Raw genomic sequence first — 26,625 nt, 5'->3', positions numbered from 1 at the left:
TATCGCTTGTGGACACTGCGGGCGCCGGGCCGATCGCCTCGTCACTACCACCGCAGCGCCAGCGACCGGTAACCTGTCGCACTGGCCGCACGCGGTGCGGCGGCGGTGGCCGAGAGAGGGCGATCGACGTGCGGGCAAGCGAAATGAGCGCCACGACGGGGTCGGCACCACGCCTCGGGGTCGAGGAGGAGTTCTTCGTCGTCGACCCGGTCACCCGGTCCGTGACACCCCAGGCCGACACGGTCGTGCAAGCGGCCCGGGCCCGCCTCGGCGCCGGTGTCTCCGGTGAGATCACCAAGCTGCACGTGGAGACGAGGACCCTGCCCACCACTTCGGTGGCGGAGCTGCTCACCCAACTGATCGAGGCACGCCGGGTCATCGCCGAATGTGCCGCCAGCGTCGGGTTGCGCGTCATCGCCACCGGCACACCCGTGCTGCCCGGCCCGATCCCGCCGCCGGTCACCGAGGGCGCCAGGCAGGACCGTGGCACGGCCACGTTCCGTGGCCTGCACGACGAACTGGCCATCTGCGCGCTACACGTACATGTCGAACTGCCCGACCGGGAACGCGCCGTGCTGGTCAGCAACCACCTCCGGGCCTACCTGCCCCTTCTGCTCGCGCTCTGCGCGAACTCGCCGTTCTGGGCCGGGCGGGACTCCGGATACGCGAGCTGGCGGACGATGATCTGGCCTCGCTGGCCGGTCGCCGGCCCGCCGCCCGCGTTCACCTCGCTCGCCCACTACGAACAGATCGTGGAAACCCTGCTCACAGCGGGCGCGACGGTCGACGCCGGCACGATCTTCTGGGACATCCGCCCCTCGATGAACCACCCGACGCTGGAGATCCGGGTGGCCGACGTCCCGGTCACCGCGCATGAGTCGGCGCTCTACGCCGCTCTGGTCCGCGCCCTGGTGGTCCGGGCCGCCGAGGCGGTGGACCGAGGTGAGGACGGTCCCGACATTCCCGCTGAGCTACTCCGGGCGGCGTATTGGCGGGCGGCGCGCGACGGGTTGGAAGGCCACGTGCTCGACCTGCGCACCGGCCGCCCGGCACCGACCCGGGACGTGCTCACCGACCTCGTCCGGTCGTTGCTGCCGGTGCTGCGGGACCACGGCGACGATGTGCTGGTCGACTCCGGGCTGGCCCGGCTGTTCCGCATGGGAAGCGGCGCGGCCCGCCAGCGTGCGGCGGTGGCCAGCCGGGGCCGGTTGACCGACGCGGTCGACTACCTGATCGCGGTGACCGAACCCAGTGCGGTGCACCAGCCGCGCAACGAGAGCACGTTTACGTAACCGCAGTCGATCCTCATGCGTGATGCTGAAGCGGTGGGAGACGTCGGGAGGCGTACATGACCATCGGGACAGACCGCGCCGGAATCGGCACCAGGACGACAGCGGACATGCTCGAGGCGGCCCGGACCTTCGCGGATCTGATGTCGACCCGCCGGTCCATGCGCCACTTCTCGCCCGAACCCGTGCCGCTGGTCGTGGTCGAGGAGGCGATCCGCGCCGCGGCGACGGCACCGAGCGGCGCGAACCTGCAACCGTGGCGGTTCGTCGTGGTGACCGACCCCGATCGCCGGCGGCGCCTGCGTGAGGCGGCCGAGGCCGAGGAACGTGAGTTCTACGCCCGGCGGGCCAGCGCGGAGTGGTTGGCGGCGATCGCCCCGATGGCGACGGATTGGCGTAAACCGTTCCTGGAGGTGGCGCCGGTCGTCATCGTGGTTTTCGAGGTGCATCAGGGCCCGAACAGTCCGAAGCCCTACTACGTCAAGGAGTCGGTGGGCATCGCTGTCGGGCTGCTGATCAGCGCGCTGCACCACGCTGGCCTCGCCACGCTGACCCACACTCCCAGTCCGATGCGCTTTCTCAACGAGGTGTGCGAGCGGCCCCCGGAGGAGCGGCCGTACGTGGTGATGCCGGTTGGGCACCCTGCCCCCGACGCGACCGTTCCCGATCTCGCCCGCAAGCCGATGTCGGAGGTGCTGATCAGGCGGTGATCGGTGTACGGCAATGCGCGAATCAGCGCCGTAGCTGCAACTCGCGGGCGAAGAACGCCCGCAGCGGCGAGACGTGGCGCTCCGGGCGTCGCCACTCGGCCAACAAATCCTCCAACAGGTGGAGTTCGTCGATCAGCGTCTCGCCGTGGTAGCGCCGGACGACCGGATGGATGAACGCACTCTCGGCCGCCCGGTGCGGCTCGGGATGCCGCTCGATCGCGAAGACGTCACCGTAGTCGTCGCGGCCCCAGCGCAGGCCGAAGGTGTAGTAGTGCGGCTCGTCGTGGAACCGTGACCGGGCGAGGTCCTCGGGTAGGTCGACGTGGTGCCGGACCTCGCCGGTCGTCTCGTCCACCACCAGTACGTCGCAGAGGTACTCGAACTGGGTCCAGAGTGCGGAACTCCAGTTGAGCCGGTCGAGCGTCAGGGCAGTGAGGATGTCGGCGTCGCTGGCCACCACGGAGTACGCCAGCGGCACCCCGTCATAGCGCTCGCGCAGCAGGGCGGTCAGCGTGCGGAGGTTGTACCGGAAGCCGTCGATGAACGCGGACGAGGCTCGTTTGAAGTCCCGTGCTTGGGCGAGGGTGCCCGCGAAGTAGAGCCCGTCGATGTTTGTCGACTGCCAGTCCGGTCCGGTCGTCGGCATCCGACCGCTGGCCACCAACTCCGGCTGGCAGCCCGAGTCGAAGATCGAGGTGTCCATCGCGAATCCGGTGCAGCGGATGACCGACTCGTACTCCAGCATGGCGGTCTCACCGTCGGCGTGGGTGTAGGTGAGATGCACCTCGTAACCGCCGTCGGCTCCGGGTCGGATCTCGTCGATGACGCAGTCCAGCACCGAGTGCAGAGTCTTGAACTGATAGCTGTCGAGCACCGCGCCGTGGTGCCCGCGTACGTCGCCGGGATGCTTGGTGTTCCAAGCGAGCCGCAGCGGCCGGGGACTCGCCAGGTGCACCATCGACGCCTGCCCGAGGATCGCCGAGGCGGTCTCGAAGGCCGAGTTCCCCTTGCCGATGATCAGCACCCGCTTGCCGGCGTACGCGGCCGGGTCGGTCTCCATCTCCTCGTACCCGACGGCGTGCTCGATCCCACGGATGGCCGGCACGTTCGGTCGGACCCAGCCGGTGGCGACGATCACGGCCCGGCAGCGCAGGGTCTGGTCATCGGTGTGTACCAGGAAATAGCCGACGCGCTGCTCGATCCGTTCGACTGTCACCCCGAAGCGGACCGCGAGCTTGTGGTGCCGCTGGAAGTCACCCACGTAGCGCACCATGTCATCGGCGTGCGGGAAGTACTCATTGCTGTAGTTGGCGAAGGGAAGCTCCGCGGGCTCGTGCAGCAGGGAATTCCAGTCCCAGCGCAGGCGGATCTCGGGATCGTCGCTCACCGAGTGCACCTTGTTGAGCGAGATCAGCCGGCGGTGCCGGGGAAACCGCCGGAAGAACTCGGCCGGTTCCGCTGCCCGCTCCAGGGTCACGTAATCCGCGCCGATCTGCTGCAGGTAGTAGCTGAGCTGGATGCCAGCTGGGCCGGCACCGATGATCACGTACTGGTGTTCGTCGACTTCAACGTGATCCTCGGCCTGCCGCACGGGAACCTCCTCGTCGCGCCCACGGGAGGCGACAATCTCCTATGGACGGCCGACCTGTCAACGGTGCGGCGTCCAGCGGCGCGGTCACACCCGGCCACCGATCCCACCGACCGGAAAGAGGGCACGAAGGAAGAAGTTTCGACCGATGATGTCTGCCAAAATCTGCGCCACCACCAAGTCCACTGTCGACAGAAGGCGCCAGACGATTCGTCGGCGTCATCCGCACTAGACCAGGAGCGTGGCAGCATGGCACACATCGACCTCGGCCTCGACGAGCAGCAGCTCCCCGGAATCTCCGGTCTGATGAAGTACCGTCCGGAGACCGCCGGACCGCTCAACGCGCTGGCGGAGGTGCTGTTGCGAGGGCCGCACCCGTTGACCGCCGGCGAGCGGGAACTGATCGCCGCCTACGTCTCGGGCCTCAACGAATGCACGTTCTGCTGTTCGTCGCACTCGGCGTTCGCCGCAGCGCAGCTCGACACCGGAATGACTCTGGTCGACCAGGTCCGCGCCGACCCCGACACGGCACCGATCTCCGTGAAGCTGCGCGCCCTGCTGCACATCGCCGCGGCGGTCCAGCAGGACGGTCGGAAGGTGACGGCTGACCTGGTCGCTGCGGCCCGACGTGAGGGCGCCAGTGACCTGGAAATCCACGACACGGTGCTGATCGCTGCGGCCTTCTGCATGTACAACCGATACGTCGACGGGCTGGGCACGTTCGCGCCCACCGAGCCGGCGGCGTACGAGGAGTCGGCGCGACGTATCGTCGCCGAGGGCTATCGGGCGTAGTCATCGGGTCCCGCGCCCGCCCCGGCGGGCGCGTCTCCTCCCGCGCCCGACGGACTCACCGGCCCTACAGGGCACGTGCCTCATGTCTGTGACGGTGGTGCGGACCTAGGCAGGGGAAGGACGCCGATCAGGCTGTTCCTCGGCGAGACTCTTGATGCCGCTCAGGACCAGCTCGATGTTGTCGCGAAGCTCGCCGAGGCGGAGCGCGACAATCTGCTCTTCACTCTCGGGGCTCTGGTCGATGACGAGGCTCAGTCCCGAGCGGCCGGGGCCGATCCGCACCGAATGCCGCAACCGGGTGCCGGTCGACTCAGGCGTGAGCTCGAAGAGCCAGGTGGCCGCCGGAGACGTCAGGCTTGCTCTGTCCTCGGCGCCGGCGAAGGTCCCGTCCACGTCCGTGACGACCCATTCGAACGTGAGCGGACGTTCGAACTCGGTGACGTGCGACTCGGTGCGCCACTCGCCGAGGCGTCGGTGTCGGTTGTAGCCGATGAACCGCGCACCCACTCTCGGGCTGTCCACACCGTCGAGCCACTCCACCCGCTGCAACTCGGGGCTCAGCCGCGGCGGCAGGTGGATGTCCGTTACCAGATCCCAGAGCCGTGACGGACTCGTCGCGACGTGGACCTCACAGGTCAAGCTCGGCCCATCGGCATAACGCACTGTCGCCGCCCCTTGTCCACCCGACCCCTCTGGTCAAGACTGGCATCGATGTTAGGGGTGGGGACCGCGGCGCACCACCGGAGCATCAGTCGCCGCGAAGGTGGCCATTCGGATGGCGACGCAGAGCAGTGCCAGAGGCTAGTGCTGTGTCCACCAACAGTGGCCGGGTTGTGTGGGATCCTCGTGGTTGGCTTCGGGTATGCCCAGGCGGAGGGATTCGGGAGCGCCGCGGGTGGCGCATCGCACCGCCCGGGTCGGCCTCTGTCTGACCCGGGCGCAGCGGCAACGCCGTCCCGGCGTGACCCACGCGGGCCACCAGCGGTGTCAGGGTCGGTTGGCCGGCTGAGGCCGCCCCACTACCGGTGGGGAGTCGCTCGCTCCGACATCGTCTGGGCGAGGAACCACAACACCACCGACAACCCGGTGCACGTTAGTGGTCACAGCACTAGTCGCACTCCACCAGACCGGCCCGGATAGCGTTGATCGCGGCTGTCGTGCGGTTGGGAGAGTCCAACTTGAGCATGATGCTCGCCACCAGGCGCTTCGCGCCGTGGCTGGAGATGGCCAGTCGCCGTGCTATCTGCTTGTTGCTCAACCCCTTCACCAACAGAGTCAGCGCCTCGGTCTCGCGGGCAGTCAGGTTCACCGTGCGGGCGCGGGTGCCCGACCCCGGCTCGTCAGCACGAGCGAGCAGCGCACGGGTCAGCGTGGGCGGCATCGGCAGCTCGCCGCGGCAAATGCGGTGCAGGGTGTCGCTGAGCAGATCAGCGGTCAGGCGCTGCTGGGACACGAAACCGTCCACCGGCATCGAGGCCAGCGGGGTGACGTTTGTGGTCGACGCCTCGTCGACGAGCAGGATGACGTGGGTGCTGCCCCGTACCGCCCGGGCCTCGGTCTCGAGCCAGTGCGCCTCGGGCGGCCCCACGATGAGGAAGTCGATGCCGCCGAACTGTGACAGGGTCTCGTACTCTTCGCGGGATCCGCAGCGGTGCACCGTCGAGACCTCCGGCACGTTACCGAGCACCGCCTCGATGCCCCGGCCGAACACCTCGTTGTCCACCAGGACCGCGACTGTCAGTGTGCCGCGGTCGACCTCCAGCATGCTGTGCATTTCCACTACCTCCACTGCGTCAGCGGGATGCGCCTTCGTCGGCGGCGGACGTCGTACCCTCGTCGATCGGCTAGGCCCGATGGACGAGGCGGCGCCGTACGGGTACCTGGACTAGGGTGGTAACCGCGCCGCCGCGACGAGCCCGCCCCGGCCCCCTGCGAGGCGATGTCATGAGACGAGGCGGGCGTCCGTCGGCGTCAGCGCATCCGGATCGCCCATCACGTCGGCACCTCCCCATGGCGTGGGCCGTCTCCGCCGACCTTCATCGGCTACAGACCCATCGTGCTATTGGCGACCCTGGGCGCTCATCTCCTGAATTGCGCAGTGGCTGACCAGCGTCTTTCTCCGGATACACCACTGGGCCGCCATCGGTCGAGGATGGCAGCCCAGCGGCAGGTGACGGTACGGGTCACACGGGGTCGATCAGCCCGTACGCCCGGACCGGAAACGTGCCCATACCCGCGACGGCGACCGGCGCGGCGTGAAAGCGGAAGCCCTCCGCCGGCAGACCCTCGAGCCCGCACAGGTGCTCGACGATCGGGATGCCCGCGGCCAGCAGCCCAGTGTGCGCCGGGCGGTGCAGATCGGCCATGTCGTCGATGTTGACCGAGTCGATGCCGACCACCGCAGGGCCCTGCGACACCAACCAGGAGACCGCCTCGGCGGTCAGGAACGGATGACCGGACGCGCCGTAGTCCGCGGTGCCCCAGTGCCGGTCCCAGCCCGTGCGGACCAGTACCGCCCGGCCGCTGACGGCGCAGCCGTCGAACGCGTCCACGCCGATCCCCGGTGTGGACGAGTTGCTGACGTCGACCAGCACACCCGGCACGTCCACCAGCCGCGACAGCGGCACCTGTGACAGGTCCCCGCCGTCGGCGAACCGGTGGAACGGCGCGTCCAGGTAGGTGCCGGTGTTGGCCACCAGGGTCACCCGGCCGATCTGAAACTCGGTGCCCGGCGCGTACCGGGAACGGGACTCCTCCCGTGACAGGTGGTCCTCGATGTGCGGGCCGGGCAGACCCGGGTACGTCGTCATGCCGTGCCGCACCACGTGCGACAGGTCGACCAGTCGGGACGGGGACCCGGATCCGGTGGGGTGGAGCTGCGGTGCCGTGTTGGTCATCGACGTTCCCTCCGACGGGGTGCGTCGCCGTCGCCCGCGGTGCGGACGGTGTCGGCGAGGGTCATCAGGTGGTGCCAGGAGGCGTACCCGTAGTCGTCCATCCAGGTGTGGAAGTCGTCGCCGAGCCGGGCGTAGTGCAGCCCGTGCGGCGTGACCAGTCTCAGGACCGTCACCGCACCGCGGTACAGCCGCAGCTCGACGGTGCCGGTCAACGGCTCGTCCAGCTCGGTCAGGCACCGCCGAAGGGTGCGCCCGAGGTGGCTGAACCAGCCGCCCTGTACCGCCGTGGTGGTCCACTCGGCCGAGAGTAGCGTTCGTACCGCGTGCTCGCGCGGGCCGAGCACGGCGTTGGCCAACGCCCGGTGGGCGGTCGTGATGACCGTTGCGGCGGGCGACTCCCGGACCTCGTGGTTCTTCACCCCGAACGCGGTGTCCTCCAGCCCGGAGTACCGGCCGATGCCGTGCCGGCCGGCCAGCTCGTTGAGCCCGATCACCATCTCGCGCAGCGCCAGCGTGGCGCCGTCCAGCGCCACCGGCAACCCGGCTTCGAAGGTCAGGCTCAGCTCAACAGGTTCGGCGGGGCAGTCGACCGCGTGCCGGGTGAGAGTGAACACCGTCTCGTCGAGGCGGTTCTCCGGGGTCTCCAGGCTGCCGTTCTCGATGACCCGTGCCCACGGGTTGACGTCGACGCTGTGCACGGCGTCGGGCAGGACGACGCCGACCTCCGCCAGCCGGGACTGTTTCTCCGCCCGGGTTACGTTCGAGCCGAGAAACGGTGCGACCACGTGCAGCGTCGGATCCAACGTGACGACCGAGCGGCCCAGGCGGGCCGTGCTGTTCTGCATGTACGTGGCGGTATGTCCGACGGCGTCGCCGCCGACGTCCCGGGCCACCCGGACCGCAGCCCGGGCCATCAACGGTCGACTGAGTGTGGACCCGACCGGAAACTGTCCCTGGTAGTAGGCGTCGGCGTGGATCGCGGCCGGCACGGCCTCAGCGAAGAACTCCTCGCTCACGTCGGCTTCCAAGTATGTCGCGCCGAACCGGGCGGCCAGGTCCCGGGTCCGCGCGTCGGTGCCGGGAGGGCCGATGCGGACGTTGAGCGCGGTCGTGCTGACCGGGGCGTCCTTGAGCAGATGCAGCAGGTAGGTGCCGTCCAGACCGCCGGAGTACAACAGCACCAGGTGCCGGGGCGGTCGGGCGATCAACTCGTCCAGCGTGGTGATGAAACGGCGCATCGTGGACCCTTCATCTCGAGGCGGTCGAACGGGTGGCGCCCGTCAACGGCATCGGCGGCTGCACCGACGGCCGGTCGGCCAAGATCGTGGTCAGCGGCGCGAGCACCCGCGAGCCGGCCAGCCGGGCGCCGCGGGAGCGCCGCAGGTCGGCCACGGTGAAGCACCGGCGCAGCCACCGGTCAGTGCCGTCGTGACGGGCGGTGAAACCGGTACGTCCGTGCACCGCGCGCCAGTTGTCGACCACCAGCAGGCTCCCGGTGTCGAGCGCCACCGAGGCCAACGACGGAGTCAGCACGGCTTCCAACTCGTCGAGGGCATGGCGCGCCTCGTCGGTCATCGGCTCCATGGCGTGGAAGTCGGCGGTCAGCTCCGGGTCGTCCACCGGACCGGACAGTACCGCCACCGGCTCCGAGTAGCCGCTCGACCCGAGTTGAGCGAAAGAACTGCTGAATCGGATCCGGAACAGCGGCTGACGCAGCACGTCGACACAGGATCGGGACAACCGGCGCCGCACGTGCGTCACCGTTCCGGTCAGCGTGTGTCCGCTCCGCTCATGATCGGGGCGCAGACAGAGCAGGCTCAGGAAGTCCGGTTTGAACGGGTGGAAGCCGTTCTCGGTGTGCAGCTCCAGGTAGGCCGAGCCGCTGTTCTCCTGCTGGTGCTCGGCACCGGCGATCGGGGCGACATCCTGCACGACTCGGCCGTGCTTCTCGTCGGCGTACCCGATGATGTCGCCGAGGTGCGACATGACCATCAGCTGGGCGGCCGTCGCGATGCCGGCCGCACGCCAGTCGGGCAGATAACCGTCGGTGGGTGTGGCGGGCAGCCGATCGTCGACGGGCACGTTGCGCAGCAGCAGCGCGCCCGACGGGCTGCTGCTGCACCGGAAGGCCACCAGGGCTGCGACCAGGCGTTCGGGCAGCCGGCAACCGATCAGCTCCACCGTGGTCATCGCCGCCTGGGTGCTCAGGTCCGCCTCGCCGAGGGCTTCGACGGCCTCAGCGCAGAGGCCGCGCATCAGGACGGCTTCGTCGTGGGTCAGGATGACCTCTTCGAGGTCGCCGGCTTCGAACTCGGTGCTGCTCATCTGACTCACTCTCCGGGCGAGATCGTTCAGGCATCAACGGACCGGCAGGCCCTGATGCGTCACGTTTCCACCTTCGCCTGAGGCGGCGTGCGGCGGAAGCGCAGGAGGCGCGGGCGGTCGACCTGCCCAGCTGACCAGGTCGCAATGAGGAGCAGACTCCGCTGCGAGCGTCGAGGTTGACTAGCGTGAATACCGGGGCTAGCGCGTTGTGGCCGGCTCCGACCGCCGGACCACCGCCGACCACCGACGGGGTCCCGTTCGCACACGAGAAGGGAGCGCAGATGGCCGAAACCGATGCCGCGCGGCCCACCGCAGGGCACGCGCCGCTGACCGCCGACATGGTGGCGGACTACCACCGCGACGGGTTCCTGCTGCTGCCCGCGGACCACCTGTCCGCCGATCAGCTCGCCGAGCTGGTCGAGGCCGCCCCGCTGATCCTGGCTCAGGAAGGGCCGCAGCGCGTACTGGAGCGCGACGGGGTGACCGTGCGCTCGGTGTACGGACCGCACCGTTCCGATCCAGTCGTGGCCCGGGTCAGCCGGTCGGCGGAACTGGCCGGAGCGGCCCGGCAGCTGCTCGACGACGAGGTGTACGTGCACCAGTCGAAGGTCAACCTCAAGGCCGCCTTCGCCGGTGACCAGTGGGAGTGGCACCAGGACTACATCAACTGGCGGGATCGGGACGGGATTCCCCGGCCGGACCTGGTCAACGTCACGGTGTTTCTCAACGAGGTCAACGAATTCAACGGCCCACTGACGTTCATCCCGGGTTCCCACCGGCACGGGCTGCTCGCCGGCACCGACACCGACGCCATGCCGGCCGGCTACGAGGACGGACCGAACTGGATGGCGACTCTGACGGCCACCGAGAAGTTCCAGGTCGACCGGGCCGTCATCCGCCGGCTGGCAGAGGAGGGTGGGCTGGTGAGCCCCAAGGGGCCGGCGGGATCCGTGCTCATGTTCCACCCCAACGTGTTGCACGCCTCGTCGCCCAACCTGTCACCGTTCGACCGGGGCATGCTGCTGATGGTCTACAACGGCGTCCGCAACGCACCCCGGCCGATGGACAGCCCGCGGCCGGACTTCCTCGCCTCGCGTGACGTCGCCCCCATCCCGTTGGCCGCCTGAAGGCGGGCCGACCGGTGGCCACCGCCCGCGCCCGTCCGTGGCACGGGCGGTGGCCTGTTCCGCTCCGTCGATGCTCCGTCGCTCGTGCCCGGCCGGCCTGCGGATGGGTGGGCCGTCAGGCCATTCCGTCGGCGCTGAGCACCACCTTGAACGCGTCCTGCCGGTCGAACAGCCGGTAGGCCGACCCGGCTTCGGTCAGCGGCAGCCGGTGCGTAACGATCCGGCTCGGATCCACCCGACCGGACCGGATCAGCGCCAGCACCGGCTCCCGCATCCGGATGGGGTCGCCGACGGCGAAACGCACGGTCAGCTCGCGGGCGAACGCGAGCCCGGTGGGGAAGGGCATCGCGGCGGAATGGTGTGCGCCCACCGCGCAGACCGTGGCGTGCGCGGCGGCTGCCCGCACCGCGCACGCCAGCGCAGCGTCGCTGCCCACCGCCTCGATGACCGCGTCCGCGCCCCGGTCACTACCGTCGCGTACCGCCTCGTCGAGCTGCTCCGGGGTGACAGCGGTGAACCCGAAGCCGGCTGCCCTCTCCCGCCGCGCCGGCGTCGGGTCGGCGAGCACCACCCGCGCGGCCCCGGCGGTCACCGCGCAGAGCCCGGCGAGCAACCCGAGCGGACCCGCACCCACCACGGCGACCAGGTCACCGGGGGTCACCCGGGCGCCGTGCACCGCCGCCAGCCCGGTCGTCAGCACGTCACCGACGAAGAGCGCCTGCTCGTCGGTGACGTCGTCGGGGGTTGCGGCGAGCACCACGTCGGCGAAGGGCACCCGAACGAACTCGGCCTGCCCGCCGGGCAGTGGCGTCCCCACCACGTCGGCGTAGCCGAACAGGGTCACCGCCGGGCACTGGTAGTGCCAGCCGCGCGCACACGCCTGGCAGCGCCCGCAGGCGACGACGTCGGAGGCAAAGACCCGGGTGCCGACCGCGAACGGGGCCTCTGATCCCGCCTCGTGGACAGTCCCGGCGAACTCGTGCCCGAGCACCGTGCCGGGCGCGAACGCCGGTAGCTCACCCCGGTACGGGTGCAGGTCGGTACCACACACGGCGGTGCGGGTGACCCGGACGATCACGTCACGCGGATGCAGTATCCGGGGCATAGCCACCTCGTCGACGCGCACCGATCCCGGACCGTGGTAGACGACCGCACGCATGGTTGGGCTCGCGCCGCGTCCGGGCTCGGCGGCCCGCGTTCCTGGCATGGTCATCGGCGCACCTTCGTGACGGGGCCGACGCGGCACACCGCGCCGGCGCTGGTTGGGGTCGCTGCGATCCTGGGCCACCCGGACCGCTCCCGGCCAACCGCCGACGGCCGCCGATGCGCCCTGCTCCGACGGGCGGCCGGTCGGCTCTGCCCCGACGGCCACCGCGGCGCCCTGGCCTGACGGTCGGCCGGTCAGCCGCGGCGCGGGCCCGCCTGGCCATGGCCGATCGAGGGCTGAAGAGAGGGGTACGCGTGCCCGCCGCCGACGCGAAGACTGGGCAGGCGGTGACCTGACGACGGTGGAATGAGGTGGCGTACGGTGCCCGATGCTGGACAGACCGACCCAGATCCGTGCTGGTGGTCGGCGCGGCAGGTCGCCGAGGCGATCGCCGCCCGTCGCATCTCGGCCCGGGAGTACCTTGACGCCCAGCTCACCCGGGTCGACAAGCACAACGCCGGACTGGAGTTGGTCGTCACCATCGACGAGCAGGCGCGCGAGCGCGCCCGGCAGGCCGACGAGGCGACCGTGCGGGGCGAACGCTGGGGCCCGCTGCACGGCGTGGCCATGACGATCAAGGACTGTCTCGCCACCGCCGGCCTGCGTACCACCGGCGGCCTGACCGACCTGCGGACCTATCAGCCCCGCGAGGACGCCACAGCGGTGGCCGCGCTGCGCGGGGCCGGCGTGGTGGTGTTCGGCAAGACCAACGTGCCGACGGGCTCGGGCGACCTGCAGTCCTACAACGAGCTCTTCGGCGTGGCCCGCAATCCGTGGCACCCGGCCTACACCACAAGCGGATCCTCTGGTGGGGCGGCCGGCGCCGTCGCCGCCGGGTTCACCCCGCTTGAACTCGGCTCCGACGTGGCCGGCTCGATCCGGGTGCCGGCCAGCGCCTGCGGCGTGTTCGGCCACAAACCCAGCTACCGGGCGGTGCCGATGGTCGGTCATGTCCCGCCCTACCCGTTCAAGCCCCGGGAGGCCGACATCGCCGTGGTCGGCCCGATCGCCCGCACCGTGGAGGATCTGGAGATCGCGCTGACAGCGATCGCCGTGCCGCATCCGTGGGACGCGCCGGCCTGGCGGCTGTCGCTACCACCGCCGCGCCCGGTGCGCCGCGTGGCGGTGTGGCTCGACGACCCGTACTGCCCGGTGGACGCCGAAGTGCGGGCCGCTCTGCGCGATGCCGCCGACCGGCTCGCCGACAGCGGCGTCATCGTCGAGGAGGCCCGGCCCTCCGGGGTGCGGCTCGCCGGTAGCGACGGCGTCTTCCGGCGGTTGCTGGCGTCGGTGGCGATGCCCGAGCACACGGCCGCCGACATCGACGAGATCGCCTCCGGGCGGCGGCCGCCCGGCGCGGTCCTGGGCGGCGAGCACGTCGCCCAGCGTTACCGCGACTGGGTGGAAGCCGACGACCAGCGGAACCGGCTGCGTGCCCGGTGGAGGCAGTTCTTTACCGGCTACGACGCGATCCTGCTGCCGGTGGCGCCGAACCTGGTCGCCCGGCACGACCACCGACCGTTCCAGGACCGCACCGTGACCGTCGACGGGGTGGCGCGCCCCTACTGGGATCAGATCGTCTGGGCAGGCCTGACCGGGGTCAGTTACCTGCCGTCGACCGTGGTGCCGGTCGGCCGCGACTCGCGGGGCCTGCCGATCGGTATCGCGGTGGCCGGCGACTACCTCCAGGACCGCACGACCCTGGAGGCGGCCCGTCAACTCTCCGAGGTCCTGCCACCCATCGGCCACCCCGATCTCCGCGTGGTGGCCGCCGACGACCTGCCGGCACGGCAGCCCTGACTGAGAAGGTCCGCATGACAGAACCGATCGACGTCGTCGTGCCCAACGTGGCCGAGTTCAACACCCGCAATCCGGCCGTGTCGCTGGGCCCGGCCGTCACCGACGTCGTCACCCGCCTGGCGGGGCATCTTGGCGACTACGCGGCCTACTGGAGCAGCCGGCCGCGGGTGCTGGTGCTGCCGGCGGGCCACGACCCGCACTGGTATGCCGACGTACACGACTTGCTCAACGAACCGGTGCCACCGGTCGTCTCGCCCACCCCGGTCAGCGGGATGGTGGCACGGGACCTGCTGGGCGACGGCGCGGCGCTGGCCCGGTTGCGTGACCTCCTCACCGGCCACGACGAGGTCCGGCTGGTCACCTGGGGCGCGACTCCGGAGGTCTTCCTGCTCGCGGCGGCCCTGCGCGGCTGGGGTCTGACGGTACGCCTCGACGGGGTGCCGGAACGCGACTACTGGGTCAGCCGCCACCTCGATTCGAAGCTGAGCTGCCTCGACCTGGCCCGCGACGTGCCCGGAGTGCAGGTGCCGCCCGGCTTGCTGGTCGTCGACAGCACCGAGTTGCGTGGTGCGGCCGAGCACCTGCTCACCCTGCACGAGCGGGTCATCGTGCGGAGCCCGTACGGCGTCGGTGGGGACGGCTCGGTGGTACTGCACCGCGACGCAGGCGGCATCGGCGCGCTGTGGACGGCTGTGGAGCGGGACCCCTTCCTGCGTACCTTCCCGCTGTTGGTGCAACAGTTCGTGGCGCATCGTCAAGGAGTCGGCTGCCCCGCCGTGGACCTACGCATCGACGACGACGGGATCCGGGAGATCGTGGCCACCGCGATGGCCGTGGACGTCTCTCGGGTCCGGGGGGTGCACGTCGGACCCGGCTCGGTGCCCCCGGCCGAGGCGGAACGGATGACCCATATCGGTCGCAGCATCGGGGTTGCCGCGCACGCCCGGGGATTCCGGGGCTGGATGTGCGTGGACTTCGTCCTCGCCGATGACGGCTCCTACCACGTGACCGAGATCAACGCCCGGCGCAGCGGCGCCATGCCGGCGATCGCGATGCTGCACCGCTGGGGGCCCGCCGAGCAGGTGGTCTTCTCGCACGACGCGGTGACCCTCGGCACCCGGGGCCCGCTGTCGTACCTCGATGACGTACGGCCAGTGCTCGCGCGGCTCTGGGCCGACGGGGTACGGATCTACCCGACGTCGGTTCGCGGACTGGGCTTCCGGCAGCCGGTGCTCTCCCTGATGGCCCCCGGGGCCGATGTGGCGAAGGCGCAACGAGTTGTCGAGGACGCCGCCCGGGAGTTGGCCGCAGCCGTCAGAGGTGGTAACCGGGTCCGCCGACAGGTCACCGCCACGGCGCCGTCCGCAGGTTGAACCGTCGTGGGCCGGGGGAGCGGTTCCCCCGGCCCACGACGCTGTGCGGGGTCAGCGACCGATCACTCCGCCGTCACGGCGTCGGATCGCCACGGTCGCCGAGCGGGGACGCCCATCAGGATCGGCATCGGGCCAGTTGCTCACCGTCCGTGGGTTCGCCGGCGAGGGCCTCTCCAGGGTGGCCACCGCCTCGCCCGGGTGCTGCACGTTGACGAACATGGTCCGGTGGTCCGGGGTAAAGGTGATACCTGACATCTCACAGCCGCGCGGACCGACCGCGAAGCGACGCACCTCCCCGGTGACCGGGTCGGCCGCCAGCAGCGCGTTGTTGCCCATGTTGACGTAGTACGTCCGCGGGTTGTTCAGGGACGAGTTGGAGATGTCGCTCTGGATCCACAGCCGCCCGTCGTCGTCGAAGGCGAGGCCGTCGGGCGAACCGAACTTCCCCGCCGCGTCGAGTTGCACGTTCGGGTCGAACTCGGGGTCACCCGCGAGCAGGAAGATATCCCACTCGAAGGTGGTGGCGGTGGCGTCTGCGTGCCGCTCACGCCACCGCACGATGTGGCCGAACGGGTTGGGCTGCCGAGGATTGGCCGCGTTCGGGAAGCCGGGCCCGTTGCTCAGCGTCACGTACACCTCGTTGGTGTGCGGATGGACGGCGATCCATTCCGGCCGGTCCATCGGCGTGGCACCGACCGCGTCGGCCGCCTGCCGGGTCCGGAGCAGGACGTCGGCCTGGTCGCGCCAGCCGTTGGCCGCGGTCAGCGGACCGGAGCCGTGGGTGAGCGGCAACCAGCGCCCGGTCCCGTCGTCGTCGAACCGGGCGACGTAGAGCGTGCCGTGGTCCAGCGGGTGCCGGCCGGTTGCCCGCATCGTTCGCCAGCGCCCGGAGCTGACGAACTTGTAGATGTACTCGCCGACCTGGTCGTCGCCGGTGTAGACGACCACCCGTCCCCGGGACTCGGTCACCGTGGCCGTCTCGTGCTTGATCCGCCCCAGGGCGGTGCGCTTCACCGGCTTGCTGGTGGGGTCGCGCGGGTCGATCTCCACCACCCACCCGAACCGGTTGGGTTCGTTGGGCGTCGCCGCCAGGTCGAAGCGCGGGTCCCCGTGGTGCCAGCGGTACCCGTAGCCCTGCCGGGTCACGCCGTAGCGAGCCTGCTCCGCCGTGGGCTCCCAGCCCGGGTCGTCGGTGGCGAAGTATTCGTTCCAGTTCTCCTCGCAGGTCAGGTAGGTGCCCCACGGGGTGGCGCCGCACGAGCAGTTGTTCAACGTCCCGCGCGCCTCGGCCCCGGTCTGCAACGAAGGGTGGTTGCCGGCGACCGGGCCGGCGAAGCGTACCGGGGTGGCCGTGGTGATCCGCCGGTTCAGCCGGGAGTCCACCAGTTGCCACCGTCCCCGGCGCAGCGCCACCTCCACCACGCTGACCCCATGCGCCGCCAGCGACTTGGCCACCTTCTCCGGGTTCATCACCGCGTCCCCGTCGGGAAAGAGCAGCACCTGGTCGGTGTACTCGTGGTTGAGGACCAGCAGGCCACGGTCGGGACCCAGCGGGAAGAACCGCATGCCGTCGTGGCTCATGCCGATCTGCTGGGCCTGCTCGGCCGCGGTGTTGGTCGCGTCCCGGCGCCAGGCCGGTCCGTTCGCGCGGATCGGGGTGCCCCACGGGATGAGTACCTCCGCGGTGTAGCCATCGGCGACGGTGAGGGTGTCCGCCGAGCTGATCTCGACCGGCCGGAAACCCAGCAACCGTCGGCGATGCCGTGCTCCGGCGGTGGCCGCCGCCTCGCCGCCGGCCACGCCCGCGCCCAGGAACCCGGCGGCCGCCACGACGCCGCCGGTCAGCGCGGCACGGCGGGAAAGCCGGGCGGCGAGGACGTCATGAAAGAGACGGTTGCCCGACGGGTTGGCGCTGATGTCGTCGGGCTCCGGTTGCGGCAGCGGACCGGACGACGTGACTGCACTGGACATGGTTGACCTCCAGGAGGGATGGGCCGGCGGCGGTATCCGGTGGTTCAGGGCCGCCGTGCGGTATGGGTGATCTTGATGTTGGTGTACTCCAACAGCCCCCAGTGGCCGTATTCCACGCCGGTGCCGGACTCGCGCAGCCCGCCGAAGGGGACGTCGTGTCGCAGGTCGCCGTGTGTGTTGACCCAGGCGGTGCCGCACTCGAGCCGGGCGGCGAACGCCTGCGCGGCAGCCGGCTCACCCCACACCGAGCCGCCCAGAGCGAAGCGTGTCCCGTTGGCCCGAGCCAACGCCTCGTCGAGGTCGTCGTAGCCGATGACCGGCACCACCGGCCCGAACTGCTCGTCCTGCTCAAGGCTCGTGCCCCGAGGTAGATCGCTCACCACGGTCGGTGGATAGAAGTGCCCGGGTCGCGGCAGTGCCGCCCCACCGGTCACCACCCGGGCGCCGGCCCGCGCAGCCGATTCCACCAACCGGTGTACGTGCGCGAGTTGGGCCCTGCTGACCAGCGGACCGAGATCGGTCCGGGAGTCACGCCCGTCGCCGACGGTCGCCGCTTCGGCCTCGGCACGCAGCGCCTCGGTCAGCTCGTCCGCCTGGCCCGCCGGCACGTACACCCGCTTGATCGCGGCGCAGAACTGTCCGCTGTTGACCGTGGCCCGCCGGAAGATCTCCCCAGCCACCCGGTCGACCTGCGCGCCGGGCAGCAGGACGCACGGATCGTTACCGCCGAGCTCCAGGACCACCCGCTTGAACGAGTCCGCCGCGCAGCGCGCGATGGCCCGCCCGGAGCGAACCGAACCCGTGAACGAGATCATCCTGATCGCCGGGTGCGCCACCAGCGCCGGCCCGAGACCGTCGTCCCCGCTGACCGTGCTGAACACGCCCTCCGGCAGAGCCTCGGCCAGCAGTTGCCCCATCCGTAGGGTGGCCAGTGGGGTCAGTGGCGACGGCTTGAGCACCACCGTGTTGCCGGCCAGCAGCGCCGGCGCGATCTTCGTGACCGCCAGGATGATCGGGTAGTTGCTGGGGGCGATCGCGGCGACGGGGCCCACCGGCGCCCTGTCCATCGTGGCCTCGACGGATGCCTCGGCCACCAGGTGCTGCCGGGGTAACGACAGTTCGGCGGTGTGGGCGAACCAGTCCGCGGCCAGTGCTACCTCCGCCCGGGCCTGGCGCAGCGGTTTGCCCTGCTCGGCGGTGAGCAGTTCGGCGACCTCGTCGCCCGCCTGCGTCAACACCGACCCGCAGGCCAGCAGTGCCGCCCGCCGCAAGTCCTCATCCGAGCGGGACCAACGGTCGAAGGCGGCGGCCGCTCCCAGCACCGCGTCGTCGAGCTGAGCGGCCGTGCACCGGGGCGCCTCGGCGAACGCATCGGCGGTGGCCGGATTCTCCACCGGTATCCGCTCAGGGGAGCGCGCGGAACGTCCCGCGATGGTCATCGGCATGAACACGGACACTCTCCCCACTGGCCTGGTCCGTCGGGTCGACGGACCAGGTCAGTCTTCGCGTCCACCACAGGGCTCAGAACCCCCGCTTGCGGGCATGCTCGTCCGGTCAGGGGCTTGGTGCGCCCGTCGGTGGCTTTCGAGTGCACTCAGTGCGGGGGAGGGTCATTGGCGCAAGGCGGTGCCGACCCGGGACCGCGCAACCCATCAGACGCTCGGCGACGACGCAAGGGGGCTCAGGTGACGTCCATCGAGGCGGTGCACACGTACCTACCACCGAACCGCGTGCCGGTGGGTGAGTGCCTCGCCGCCTACGGGTTTTCGGCAGCCCAGATTCGGATGCACGAGCGGTTCTACGGTTTCCGCGAGGTGCGACTCGACCCGCAGAGCAGCCTGGCCGACCTGCTGGTCGGCGGCGGCGCCGGGATGGCGGCGCTCGCCGGCCGGGAACACCTGGTCCGCTATGTGCTGCACGCCCGGACGATGCCGGTGGTGGCGCCCTACCCGGTCAATCCGGTGAAGGAGGCCGCCCGGCGGTTGGGCCTGGGCCACGCCACGACGTTCACCGTCACCCAGCATGCCTGCGCTTCCGGCCTGCTCGCCGTCGATCTCGCCGGCACGTTGCTGGCCGACGACCCCGATCCCGCGGCCCTGGCGCTGGTGCTCACCGGGGAGAAGGCCTTCACGGCCTCCGCCCAGGTCATCGCCGGCACCGGTGTGATGGGGGAGAGCTGCTCGGCAGTGCTGGTGAGCGCGCACGGCCACCGAGACCGGGTGCTCTCCTACGCGACCGGCACCTACGGCCGGTTCTCCGCCGGACCGTGGATGTCGGAGGAGGACGCGGCAGCCTTCCGCGACGACTACCCGATCATGCTTGCCGAAGTGGTGCGGGCCGCTGTCAAGGAGTCCGGTATTGACCTGGATCGGATCGCGGCGATCCTGCCGCACAACGTCAACCGGGTGTCCTGGTTGCGGGTGCTCCGACTGCTGAACATACGCAGCGTCGAGCGCCTGGTCCTGGAAAACCTTCCGCGTACCGGGCACTGCTTCGCCGCGGACTCCTTCGCCGCCTACGAGCTGGCCCGCGAACAGGGCCGGTTGGCACCCGGCGATCCCTACCTGATGACGTCGGTGGGGCTCGGCGCCACCGTCTCCGCCATGGTCCTCGTCCACTGAACCCCGAGCCTGGAGAGCGACACGTGCACATGCACACACTCAGCGGTGATGTCCTGGCGCTGCTGCGTACCGCGCTGACCGGCGCCGCCGACCGTCCCCTCGTGTTGCTCGGCAACTTCGAGGTCGAGGAACACTGGGCGCAGGGCGAGCCGGGCCTGCCCGGGATCGCCATGCCGGCCAGCCGGGTCGTCGTCAACCGGATGGACGAATGCGCGCTGCTGCTGGCCGGCCCGGACGACCACGTCGTCCTCAAGGCCCCACCCGACGAGGATTACCTGCGCTACCTCGGCGATCTGGGACTAACCCTGCCGCGGGTACTCACCATCGGTCACCAGCAGCCACAGCGCACGGTCAGCGAGGACGCGGTGGCCGATCCGCAGCTCGTCGCCGCACTCGGCCGGTTGGCCGGCACCGGCGCGCAGCTGTGGCCGCACGGCGTCTCGGTGGTCGAGGAACGCCTGGCGGCGCTCACCGGACTGCCTCTGGCCGCACCGGCGGCTGCCGTCTGCAAGCAGGTCAACAGCAAGATCTACAGCCGGTTGCTCGCCGACGAGGTGGGGTTGCCGCAGCCAGCGGGAATGGTCTGCCGCGATATCGACGAGCTGGACCGGGCCGTGCGGTGGGCCGGCGCCTGGCTCGACGCGGGGCGGACGATCGTGCTCAAGGACGCCTTCGGTGTTTCCGGCAAGGGCATCATGGTCGTCCGCGACACCCAGCGTCTCGCCCAACTGCACGCCCTGATCGCCCGCAGGGCCCGACGCGGCGATGGCCGCGTGGGCGTCACCGTGGAGGAGTGGTTGCCCAAACGCTACGACCTCAACTACCAGATGACCGTCGACCGCTTCGGCGATGTGCACTTCGACGTGGTCAAGGAGGCGATCACCAGCGACGGTGTGCACCATGGCCACCGCATGCCGGCACCCCTGACCCCACCGCAACACCGACAGGTGCGCTCCGCCGCCGAGGAGATCGGCCGCCGGCTCGCCGCCGACGGGTACTTCGGAGTGGTCGGGGTGGACGCCCTGACCACCACCGACGGTCGGCTCTACCCGATCATCGAGATCAACGCGCGCAACAACATGTCCACCTACCAGGAGCGGCTGCGCCGGACCTGGTTCGGTCCGGAGACGGTCGTGCTGGCCCGGCAGTACCCGATCCGGCTGACCAGAGCGCTGCCCTTCGGCGAGTTGCGGGACCTGTTGGACGGTGTGCTCGCCGACCGACCGGACCGGCCGGGCCTGGTGATCAACAATTTTGCCACCGTGAACGCCGCCGTGAGCGCCGCCGGAGGCGAGGGCACCGGGTTCGGCGGCCGGCTGTACGGCCTCGTGGCCGCCGACTCGGCCCGGCAGGTCGCCGCCATCGACCGGGAAGTCACCGACCGGCTGCGGGACTGCTCCGCGAGCCTCGAACAGCCCTAGCCCGCCGTCGGGTTACCCCCGGGCCGACCTTCCTCCGCCAAACCCCGGCCGACGCGCCCCGCACCGGCCCGCACCACCGGCCCCGCCCGCTCGGGAGGGACCTCGACCAGACAGGGAGACGACATGAGCGACGCGACCATCGGTGCTGCTCCACAGGCCGCCACCAGCGACATCACCGGCGTGGTGGTCGGTGCCCTCGGGCAGATGCTGGGCCGTGACCCGGAGAGCATCGCCCCTCAGCTGCGGTTGTTCGAAGACCTCTCCTTCGACTCCACCAGCGTGCTGGAGCTGCTCATCCAACTGGAGGCGGAGTTGGACGTCGAGTTCGACACCGACACCCTGGAACCGACCGATTTTGAGACCGTCGCCGCGCTCGTCAGCTACGTCGCCGGCCAGGTCGAGGAGAACGCCTGATGTACATCACCGCGCCGGAGCGTCGGTCACAGATCGGCGCTCCGGCGGGGGAACCCGCACCGCTCGGCCTGGCCCGGGCGGTGCATCAGGTGTTCGGCCCCGGCGGGCCGTTCGGCAACGACGACCACGTCTACTACCCGGACCTGATGCGCTCCTATGGCACGACTTGCCCACCCGGGGCATTCCAGGGGCGACGCAACTCCTTCACCGACATGGTCACCGCGGTGATGCCTCGCCTGCGTCCCCACGCCGATCGGTTCGACCTGGCCGTCCTCGCCGCCGCCACCCCCGACTCGCAGCCGGGCTTCCCGATGTGTCACCTGAGCACCCTGGTACCCGATGCTGGGCTCGCCTTCGCTGTCCTTGACCAGGGCCTGGTCACCGCGTTCACGGCGCTGCAGGTGCTGGCCAACCGGTCCCGCCGCGACGGCGCGGGCCGACTGTTGCTCATCGTCGTCGACCAGACCGTGTTGCTGCACGACCTGCCCGTACCGCACCGGCTGCAGGTCACGCGTGACGCGGTGGTGGTGCTGGCGTTCGACCCGGTGGCCGACGGCGGCCGGCTGTACCCGCCACGCAGCGTGCTGACCACTGCCCAGACGCCGGAAGCGGCCCTCGCCGAGGCGCTGGCGGAGCACCAACCGCAGGTGCTGGTGACCGGGGCGGGCCTGAACGGGCGGTTGCCCATGGTGCCGTCCGCCACCATGGTGCTGCCGGCTCCGCTGGGCCAACCGGTCACCGGGGTGTGGCAGGAAGTAGCCAGCCGGCTACCCCAATGGCAGGTCGACGGGGCGCGGGTGCTGATCGCCGACCACGACTCCGACCAGGATCGACTCGCCACCTGCCTGCTGGACGTCCCGGCGGCGGGGCAACGATGATCACCAGCGCTCCGGCCCGCTGGACCGGGTTGTACGACACCGCCCGGTCCGCTGGCGTCGAAGCCGCCCTCACCGACCTCCACGACCGGGTCGCCGCGCGGTCACTGGTCGCCGGACCCACCGGGCAGGCACTGGCACCCGGCCCCGTCGGCCGGGCCGCCAAGTGGGTGTGGCCCGGCGGGACACCGCTGCGAGGGCTTGCCGACATCACCACTGTCCCGCTGCCCGCGCCGGTATACGACCTCGACCTGCTGGCCGTCCGCGGCCTGCCCGGCCCGGACGGGCCCGGATGGGCACCCTATCGGACCTGGCTGCTCGGCCTGGCCTGGCTGCGGCTGGGCATCTCGGCAGGGCTGCTGGACCAGGCCCGATCCCACCTGGCCGGGCGGCGGGCCACCGACGGGCCTCTCCTGCGCCAGCAGCTCGTCCAGGCCACCCTCGCCGAGGCGGTCACCGACCAGCTCACCGTTCGGGCGATGCTGACCGATGTGGACCCGGTCGCCGACCCGGTGGCCGACCTTGTGCAGACGCACCACCAACTGACCGCCTCGGATCACGCGCTGCTGCCGGTGCTCGGTGCTGCCGGGTTCACCGTGGACGGTCCCGGGCGGGCGGTGTACCTGTCCCACCTGCTCGCCGACGTCTACCTGCCGGCACCCCGCGACGTGCGGACACCGGCCTGAGGAGGTGACCAGCCGTGCCCGAGCTCGACCACCGGCTGCGGCTGCTGCGTCGGCACGCCCGTGGCTGGGCCGCCGAGTTGCGCCCGTACGCCCTGGACCTGGACCGCGATCCCGACGTGGTGCTGCAGCTGCTGGACGCGCCGGCGTTCACCTGTGCGGCCTACCTGCAGATCCCCGCCGCGTTCAACCCGGCGCCGCTGGTCCTGGCCGGTGAACGCTTCCACCTCACCGCCGCGCTCGAACGGGTGGTGTTCTGCGAGGAGATCGCCCGCGGTGACCTGGGAATGATGCTGGCGCTGCCCGGCGCGTCGATGTCTGGTGTGCTGGTCGCGGCCATCGGCGACCGGGCCCAGCAGGAGTGGTTCTACGGCCGGCTCCTGGACCGGCCCACGTGGACCTTCTTCGCCCTCACCGAGCCCGGTGGCGGAACCGACGCCGGTGGCCTGCGCACCCGCGCCACCGAGCCGGCCGACGACTCCGGCTGGAGCCTGACCGGGCGCAAGCGCTACATCAGCAACGCCCTGCGCGCCTCCGTCGGGGTGGTGTTCCACCGCACTGGCGATGGGCCACTCGGCCTCGGGGCGGCGATGGTCGACACCACCAGCGCCGGCTTCACCGCCGCTGCGGTGCCGACCCTCGGTGTACGCGGCGCCCAGCTCGGCGCGCTCACCCTGGACGCGGTGCCGATCGCCGAGGAGCAGCTCCTCGGCCGACACCTCTCACCGATACGCCGTGGCAGTTGGGGCTGGCAGCGGACATTCAACCTGCTGCGCCCGACGGTGGCGGCGATGGCCGTGGGACTCGCCCAGGCCGCCTGCGACCACGTCCGGGAGCACCGCCGCGCGCTGCGCCCAGACGAGCACGATGTGCTGGCCCGCATCGAGGCAGAGATCGAGGGGGTACGCCGGTTGACCCGCCTGGCGGCCATCGCGGTCGACTCCGACAGCGGCAGTGGGCACCTGGCCTCGGCGGCGAAGCTGCGGGCCACCCGGCTGGCCATCGCCGTGACGCGCTGGGCGCTGTGCAGCTTCGGGCCGGGCGCCAGACTGGACCAGCCGCTGCTGGACAAGTTCGCCCGCGACGCCGGTGCGCTGGAGTACATGGAGGGCACCAGCAACGTCCAGCGGCTGGCGGTGGCCGCCGCGATGGACCGCGGCGCCTTCGACGGGTATCCCTCCACCGGAGACAGGGCGGCGACGGCGGAACGCCGGTGACCGGGCCCGGCGTGGCACACGTCTGGCGCCTCGGGCTGGATCTGTCGCCGCAACTGGCCCAGATCTTCGACGACGTGCTGAATCCGACCGAGCGTGCCCGCCGGGACAGCTACGCCGATCGGGCCGTGCGGCGCCGGTTCCTGGCCGTGTACGGGTCGCTGCGCGTCATCCTCGGCCGTTACCTGGGGGAACCACCCGCGCGGGTGCCACTGCGTACCGGACGCTGGGGTAAGCCACTGCTCGGCGACGACGCGTTGCGCTTCAACATCTCGCACTCCGGCCAGTGCGCTCTGCTGGCGGTGAGCACCGAGCGCGACATCGGCGTCGACGTCGAAAGAGCCCACCGTGACCGGCCGGTCGAGGCGATCGCCCGGCGCTACTTCCCGCCGGCCGAGGCCCGACTGGTCGCCGCCGCCCCACCCGCCGAGCGAACCGCCGTCCACCTGACGCTCTGGACCCGCAAGGAAGCGTGCGTCAAGGCCGCCGGGGATCGGCTGCTCAACGGGCTCGATCTACCGGTGGCGGGTCCGGACGGGCTGCTCGTGCACCGGCCAAACGGGCGAATCCCGGGCCCGTGGCGGGTACGTGGCCTGCGGGTTCCACCCGGCTACCAGGGGAGCGTCGCGCTGGCCGGCACCGAGCCGTTCGAGGTTGAGTACCGGCACTGCCGCCCGGTGGACCTCGTCCGGGCGCTGGCCGGCGCGACGCCGTTGTCGCCCAGCCGGCCGGGCGACAACGAACCGTTCGGCAGCTGACACCGGCGGCGCCACCGGGCCCGACGGCGCCGTCGCTCGGTGTCGGAACCGGTCGTCTTCCCGGATCCCGCCGTCAGCGAGCCGGCACAGCTGGCCGGGCCCGGAGCGCACCGGGCAGATGCTGACGGCGCATCATGTCCTCCGGACGATCGCGCTCCCGCACCAGAAATGGCCGTCCATCGTGGACGAGGACCTCGGCGGGGTAGCCGTGGCTGAGGAACTGAACGGGCGAGGCGGTCGGACCGTAGGCACCGGAGCGCAGCACACCTAGCAGATCACCGGTACGCAGCGGTGGGAGCAGAACGTTCTTGCCCAGCGTGTCGTTGGGCGTGCAGAGCGGCCCGGTCACCTGCCATGGCTCCGCCGCGCCGGTGGCCGCACGGAGCAGTTGGATCGGAAAGTTGCGCTTGACGTAGGAGCCGATGCCGACGGCCGCCATGTGATGGTGCGTGCCCCCATCGGTCACCGCGAACCGTTGACCGAGGGAGGTCTTGAGGTAGCGGACCCGGACCACATAGATGCCGCCCGGGGCGGTCAGATAGCGCCCCAGCTCCATCACCAGCCGGGTCCGCGGATGCCGGGCCCGGAATTCGCCGAGGACCGGGTTGAGTAGCCCGGCGAGCGTGTCGACGTCGAGGTCCCGCTCGTTGTCGAAGTACGCTACTCCCAGGCCACCGCCGACGTCGACCAGCTCCAGCGGGAAGTCGAGCCGCGCGGAGAGCCGCTCGGCCAGCGCGAAGATGCGCCGGCTGTTGTCAGCGACCACTTTCGGGTCGAGGATGCGGGTGCCCATGTAGACGTGCACCCCCATCAGCCGGACGCCCGGGTAGCGGGTACTCAGCCCGGTCTGACGCATCAGCTCGTCCTCGTCGATGCCGAACTGCCGAGGCCGCCCCCCCATCGTCAGGCCAGACCCCTTCACGGTGAAGTTCGGATTGACCCGTAGCGCCACCGGAGCGATCGTGCCCGCCGCCCTGGCCAGGCTGTCGATGAGCCGCAGCTCGCCGAGGGACTCGCAGACGATCGCGTAGATCCGCTGGGCCAGGCAGGCCTGCAACTCCTCGGCGCTCTTTCCCGGGCCGAGGAAGATGATGTTCTCCGGACGCACCCCGGCCCGGCGGGCGGTGAGCAGCTCCGTCAGGGACGACACCTCGGCGCGCGCGCCGAGGCCGGCGAGCCGGGCGCAGATCGCCACGTTGGGGTTCGCCTTCAGCGAGAAGAAGAACTCCAGTCGGGGATCTAGCGCTTCCCGTAGTTGGCTGAACTGGGCACCCAGCACCGTCGAGTCGTACACATACAGCGGGGTACCGTACCGCGCCGCGAGTTCCTCAAACCGCACTCCCTGCACGCCGACGTCGTCTGCCATGCCATCGCCTCCCGGTTGTGCCGTCCCTGGCCATTCTTGGCGCTGCACGGCGCACGACAAGCCGCCAACGGGCGCTCCGACGGTCAGGGCGGGCAGCTACCAACACACACCGCTCGGCTGCCCGGGACGCCGCTCGACGCACTGCGCCATACCCGTTCGCGCAGGGCACTGGCGCGCTCAGTCGCGCCTTCTGC

At 70.8% G+C, this 26,625-nt stretch carries 23 protein-coding genes; 13 read left to right on the top strand and 10 right to left on the bottom strand.

The features are described from left to right. Window positions 1–143 precede the first annotated feature (143 nt). Window positions 144–1,292, top strand: a complete 1,149-nt coding sequence (locus tag ACWER9_RS01850; protein ID WP_452299986.1) for a carboxylate-amine ligase — start codon at window positions 144–146, stop codon at window positions 1,290–1,292. A gap of 56 nt (window positions 1,293–1,348) precedes the next feature. Further along, window positions 1,349–1,999 (top strand): nitroreductase family protein, encoded by a 651-nt coding sequence (locus tag ACWER9_RS01845; protein WP_452299985.1) that lies wholly within the window; start codon window positions 1,349–1,351, stop codon window positions 1,997–1,999. A 22-nt stretch (window positions 2,000–2,021) separates the two neighbouring features. Here the strand turns inward: ACWER9_RS01845 and ACWER9_RS01840 are convergent, their stop codons facing one another. Continuing rightward, on the bottom strand, window positions 2,022–3,590 hold the full coding sequence (locus ACWER9_RS01840; protein ID WP_452299984.1) for an NAD(P)-binding domain-containing protein: 1,569 nt from the start codon (window positions 3,588–3,590) through the stop codon (window positions 2,022–2,024). Window positions 3,591–3,836: 246 nt separating this feature from the next. Between ACWER9_RS01840 and ACWER9_RS01835 the strand changes: the two genes are divergently transcribed. Beyond that, window positions 3,837–4,379 carry a carboxymuconolactone decarboxylase family protein gene (locus ACWER9_RS01835; RefSeq protein ID WP_452299983.1) on the top strand — a complete coding sequence of 181 codons (543 nt, stop codon included), beginning with the start codon at window positions 3,837–3,839 and terminating at the stop codon, window positions 4,377–4,379. 105 nt (window positions 4,380–4,484) lie between these two features. Here the strand turns inward: ACWER9_RS01835 and ACWER9_RS01830 are convergent, their stop codons facing one another. From ACWER9_RS01830 to ACWER9_RS01810, 5 genes are all read right to left on the bottom strand, one after another. Beyond that, window positions 4,485–5,042 (bottom strand): SRPBCC family protein, encoded by a 558-nt coding sequence (locus tag ACWER9_RS01830; protein ID WP_452299982.1) that lies wholly within the window; start codon window positions 5,040–5,042, stop codon window positions 4,485–4,487. Between the two features lie 445 nt (window positions 5,043–5,487). Beyond that, complete coding sequence (locus ACWER9_RS01825; protein WP_452299981.1) at window positions 5,488–6,153, bottom strand: response regulator transcription factor; 666 nt, start codon at window positions 6,151–6,153, stop codon at window positions 5,488–5,490. Between the two features lie 409 nt (window positions 6,154–6,562). Then, the gene (locus tag ACWER9_RS01820) at window positions 6,563–7,276 is read right to left on the bottom strand and encodes a cyclase family protein (protein ID WP_452299980.1); all 714 of its coding nucleotides are present in this window, start codon (window positions 7,274–7,276) and stop codon (window positions 6,563–6,565) included. After that, window positions 7,273–8,514 carry an argininosuccinate synthase domain-containing protein gene (locus tag ACWER9_RS01815; RefSeq protein ID WP_452299979.1) on the bottom strand — a complete coding sequence of 414 codons (1,242 nt, stop codon included), beginning with the start codon at window positions 8,512–8,514 and terminating at the stop codon, window positions 7,273–7,275. Before ACWER9_RS01815 ends, ACWER9_RS01820 begins: the two co-directional genes overlap by 4 nt. Window positions 8,515–8,524: 10 nt before the next feature. Next, a complete protein-coding gene (locus ACWER9_RS01810) occupies window positions 8,525–9,601 on the bottom strand; it encodes a TauD/TfdA family dioxygenase (protein WP_452299978.1) in 1,077 nt (358 codons plus the stop codon). Window positions 9,602–9,882: 281 nt separating this feature from the next. Here ACWER9_RS01810 and ACWER9_RS01805 point away from each other — a divergent pair, with 281 nt between their 5' ends. After that, complete coding sequence (locus ACWER9_RS01805; protein ID WP_452299977.1) at window positions 9,883–10,728, top strand: phytanoyl-CoA dioxygenase family protein; 846 nt, start codon at window positions 9,883–9,885, stop codon at window positions 10,726–10,728. Between the two features lie 115 nt (window positions 10,729–10,843). On the opposite strand, the gene ACWER9_RS01800 is transcribed toward ACWER9_RS01805, so the two are convergent. Next, a complete protein-coding gene (locus ACWER9_RS01800; protein WP_452299976.1) occupies window positions 10,844–11,941 on the bottom strand; it encodes an alcohol dehydrogenase catalytic domain-containing protein in 1,098 nt (365 codons plus the stop codon). A gap of 315 nt (window positions 11,942–12,256) precedes the next feature. Here ACWER9_RS01800 and ACWER9_RS01795 point away from each other — a divergent pair, with 315 nt between their 5' ends. Together ACWER9_RS01795 and ACWER9_RS01790 are read left to right on the top strand one after the other, a co-directional pair. Then, window positions 12,257–13,735: an amidase family protein gene (locus ACWER9_RS01795; RefSeq protein ID WP_452299975.1), complete on the top strand. Its 1,479-nt coding sequence runs from the start codon at window positions 12,257–12,259 to the stop codon at window positions 13,733–13,735. A gap of 14 nt (window positions 13,736–13,749) precedes the next feature. Continuing rightward, window positions 13,750–15,108: a preATP grasp domain-containing protein gene (locus tag ACWER9_RS01790; RefSeq protein ID WP_452299974.1), complete on the top strand. Its 1,359-nt coding sequence runs from the start codon at window positions 13,750–13,752 to the stop codon at window positions 15,106–15,108. Between the two features lie 51 nt (window positions 15,109–15,159). On the opposite strand, the gene ACWER9_RS01785 is transcribed toward ACWER9_RS01790, so the two are convergent. Together ACWER9_RS01785 and ACWER9_RS01780 are read right to left on the bottom strand one after the other, a co-directional pair. After that, window positions 15,160–17,079 carry a PhoX family protein gene (locus ACWER9_RS01785; RefSeq protein ID WP_452299973.1) on the bottom strand — a complete coding sequence of 640 codons (1,920 nt, stop codon included), beginning with the start codon at window positions 17,077–17,079 and terminating at the stop codon, window positions 15,160–15,162. 44 nt (window positions 17,080–17,123) lie between these two features. Beyond that, window positions 17,124–18,524: an aldehyde dehydrogenase family protein gene (locus tag ACWER9_RS01780; RefSeq protein ID WP_452300035.1), complete on the bottom strand. Its 1,401-nt coding sequence runs from the start codon at window positions 18,522–18,524 to the stop codon at window positions 17,124–17,126. Window positions 18,525–18,764: 240 nt separating this feature from the next. Here ACWER9_RS01780 and ACWER9_RS01775 point away from each other — a divergent pair, with 240 nt between their 5' ends. The 7 genes from ACWER9_RS01775 to ACWER9_RS01745 all read left to right on the top strand — a co-directional run bounded on the left by ACWER9_RS01775 (window position 18,765) and on the right by ACWER9_RS01745 (window position 25,065). Then, window positions 18,765–19,700 carry a 3-oxoacyl-[acyl-carrier-protein] synthase III C-terminal domain-containing protein gene (locus tag ACWER9_RS01775; RefSeq protein ID WP_452299972.1) on the top strand — a complete coding sequence of 312 codons (936 nt, stop codon included), beginning with the start codon at window positions 18,765–18,767 and terminating at the stop codon, window positions 19,698–19,700. Window positions 19,701–19,729: 29 nt separating this feature from the next. Beyond that, a complete protein-coding gene (locus ACWER9_RS01770) occupies window positions 19,730–21,121 on the top strand; it encodes a preATP grasp domain-containing protein (protein ID WP_452300034.1) in 1,392 nt (463 codons plus the stop codon). 123 nt (window positions 21,122–21,244) lie between these two features. Beyond that, complete coding sequence (locus ACWER9_RS01765; RefSeq protein ID WP_452299971.1) at window positions 21,245–21,535, top strand: acyl carrier protein; 291 nt, start codon at window positions 21,245–21,247, stop codon at window positions 21,533–21,535. Beyond that, window positions 21,535–22,413, top strand: a complete 879-nt coding sequence (locus ACWER9_RS01760; RefSeq protein WP_452299970.1) for a hypothetical protein — start codon at window positions 21,535–21,537, stop codon at window positions 22,411–22,413. The genes ACWER9_RS01765 and ACWER9_RS01760 overlap by 1 nt, the downstream gene beginning before the upstream one ends. Continuing rightward, window positions 22,410–23,096 (top strand): hypothetical protein, encoded by a 687-nt coding sequence (locus tag ACWER9_RS01755; RefSeq protein ID WP_452299969.1) that lies wholly within the window; start codon window positions 22,410–22,412, stop codon window positions 23,094–23,096. The genes ACWER9_RS01760 and ACWER9_RS01755 overlap by 4 nt, the downstream gene beginning before the upstream one ends. A 14-nt stretch (window positions 23,097–23,110) precedes the next feature. Next, complete coding sequence (locus ACWER9_RS01750; RefSeq protein ID WP_452299968.1) at window positions 23,111–24,310, top strand: acyl-CoA dehydrogenase family protein; 1,200 nt, start codon at window positions 23,111–23,113, stop codon at window positions 24,308–24,310. Further along, window positions 24,307–25,065, top strand: coding sequence for a 4'-phosphopantetheinyl transferase family protein (locus ACWER9_RS01745; RefSeq protein WP_452299967.1), 759 nt, complete (start codon window positions 24,307–24,309; stop codon window positions 25,063–25,065). The genes ACWER9_RS01750 and ACWER9_RS01745 overlap by 4 nt, the downstream gene beginning before the upstream one ends. A gap of 73 nt (window positions 25,066–25,138) precedes the next feature. Here the strand turns inward: ACWER9_RS01745 and ACWER9_RS01740 are convergent, their stop codons facing one another. Further along, a complete protein-coding gene (locus ACWER9_RS01740) occupies window positions 25,139–26,431 on the bottom strand; it encodes a type III PLP-dependent enzyme (protein ID WP_452299966.1) in 1,293 nt (430 codons plus the stop codon). Window positions 26,432–26,625 lie beyond the last annotated feature (194 nt).

Source organism: Micromonospora sp. NPDC003944 (assembly GCF_053605225.1).
The sequence above is the reverse complement of the archived record's forward strand: the minus strand, read 5'-3'. Positions and strand labels throughout refer to the sequence as shown.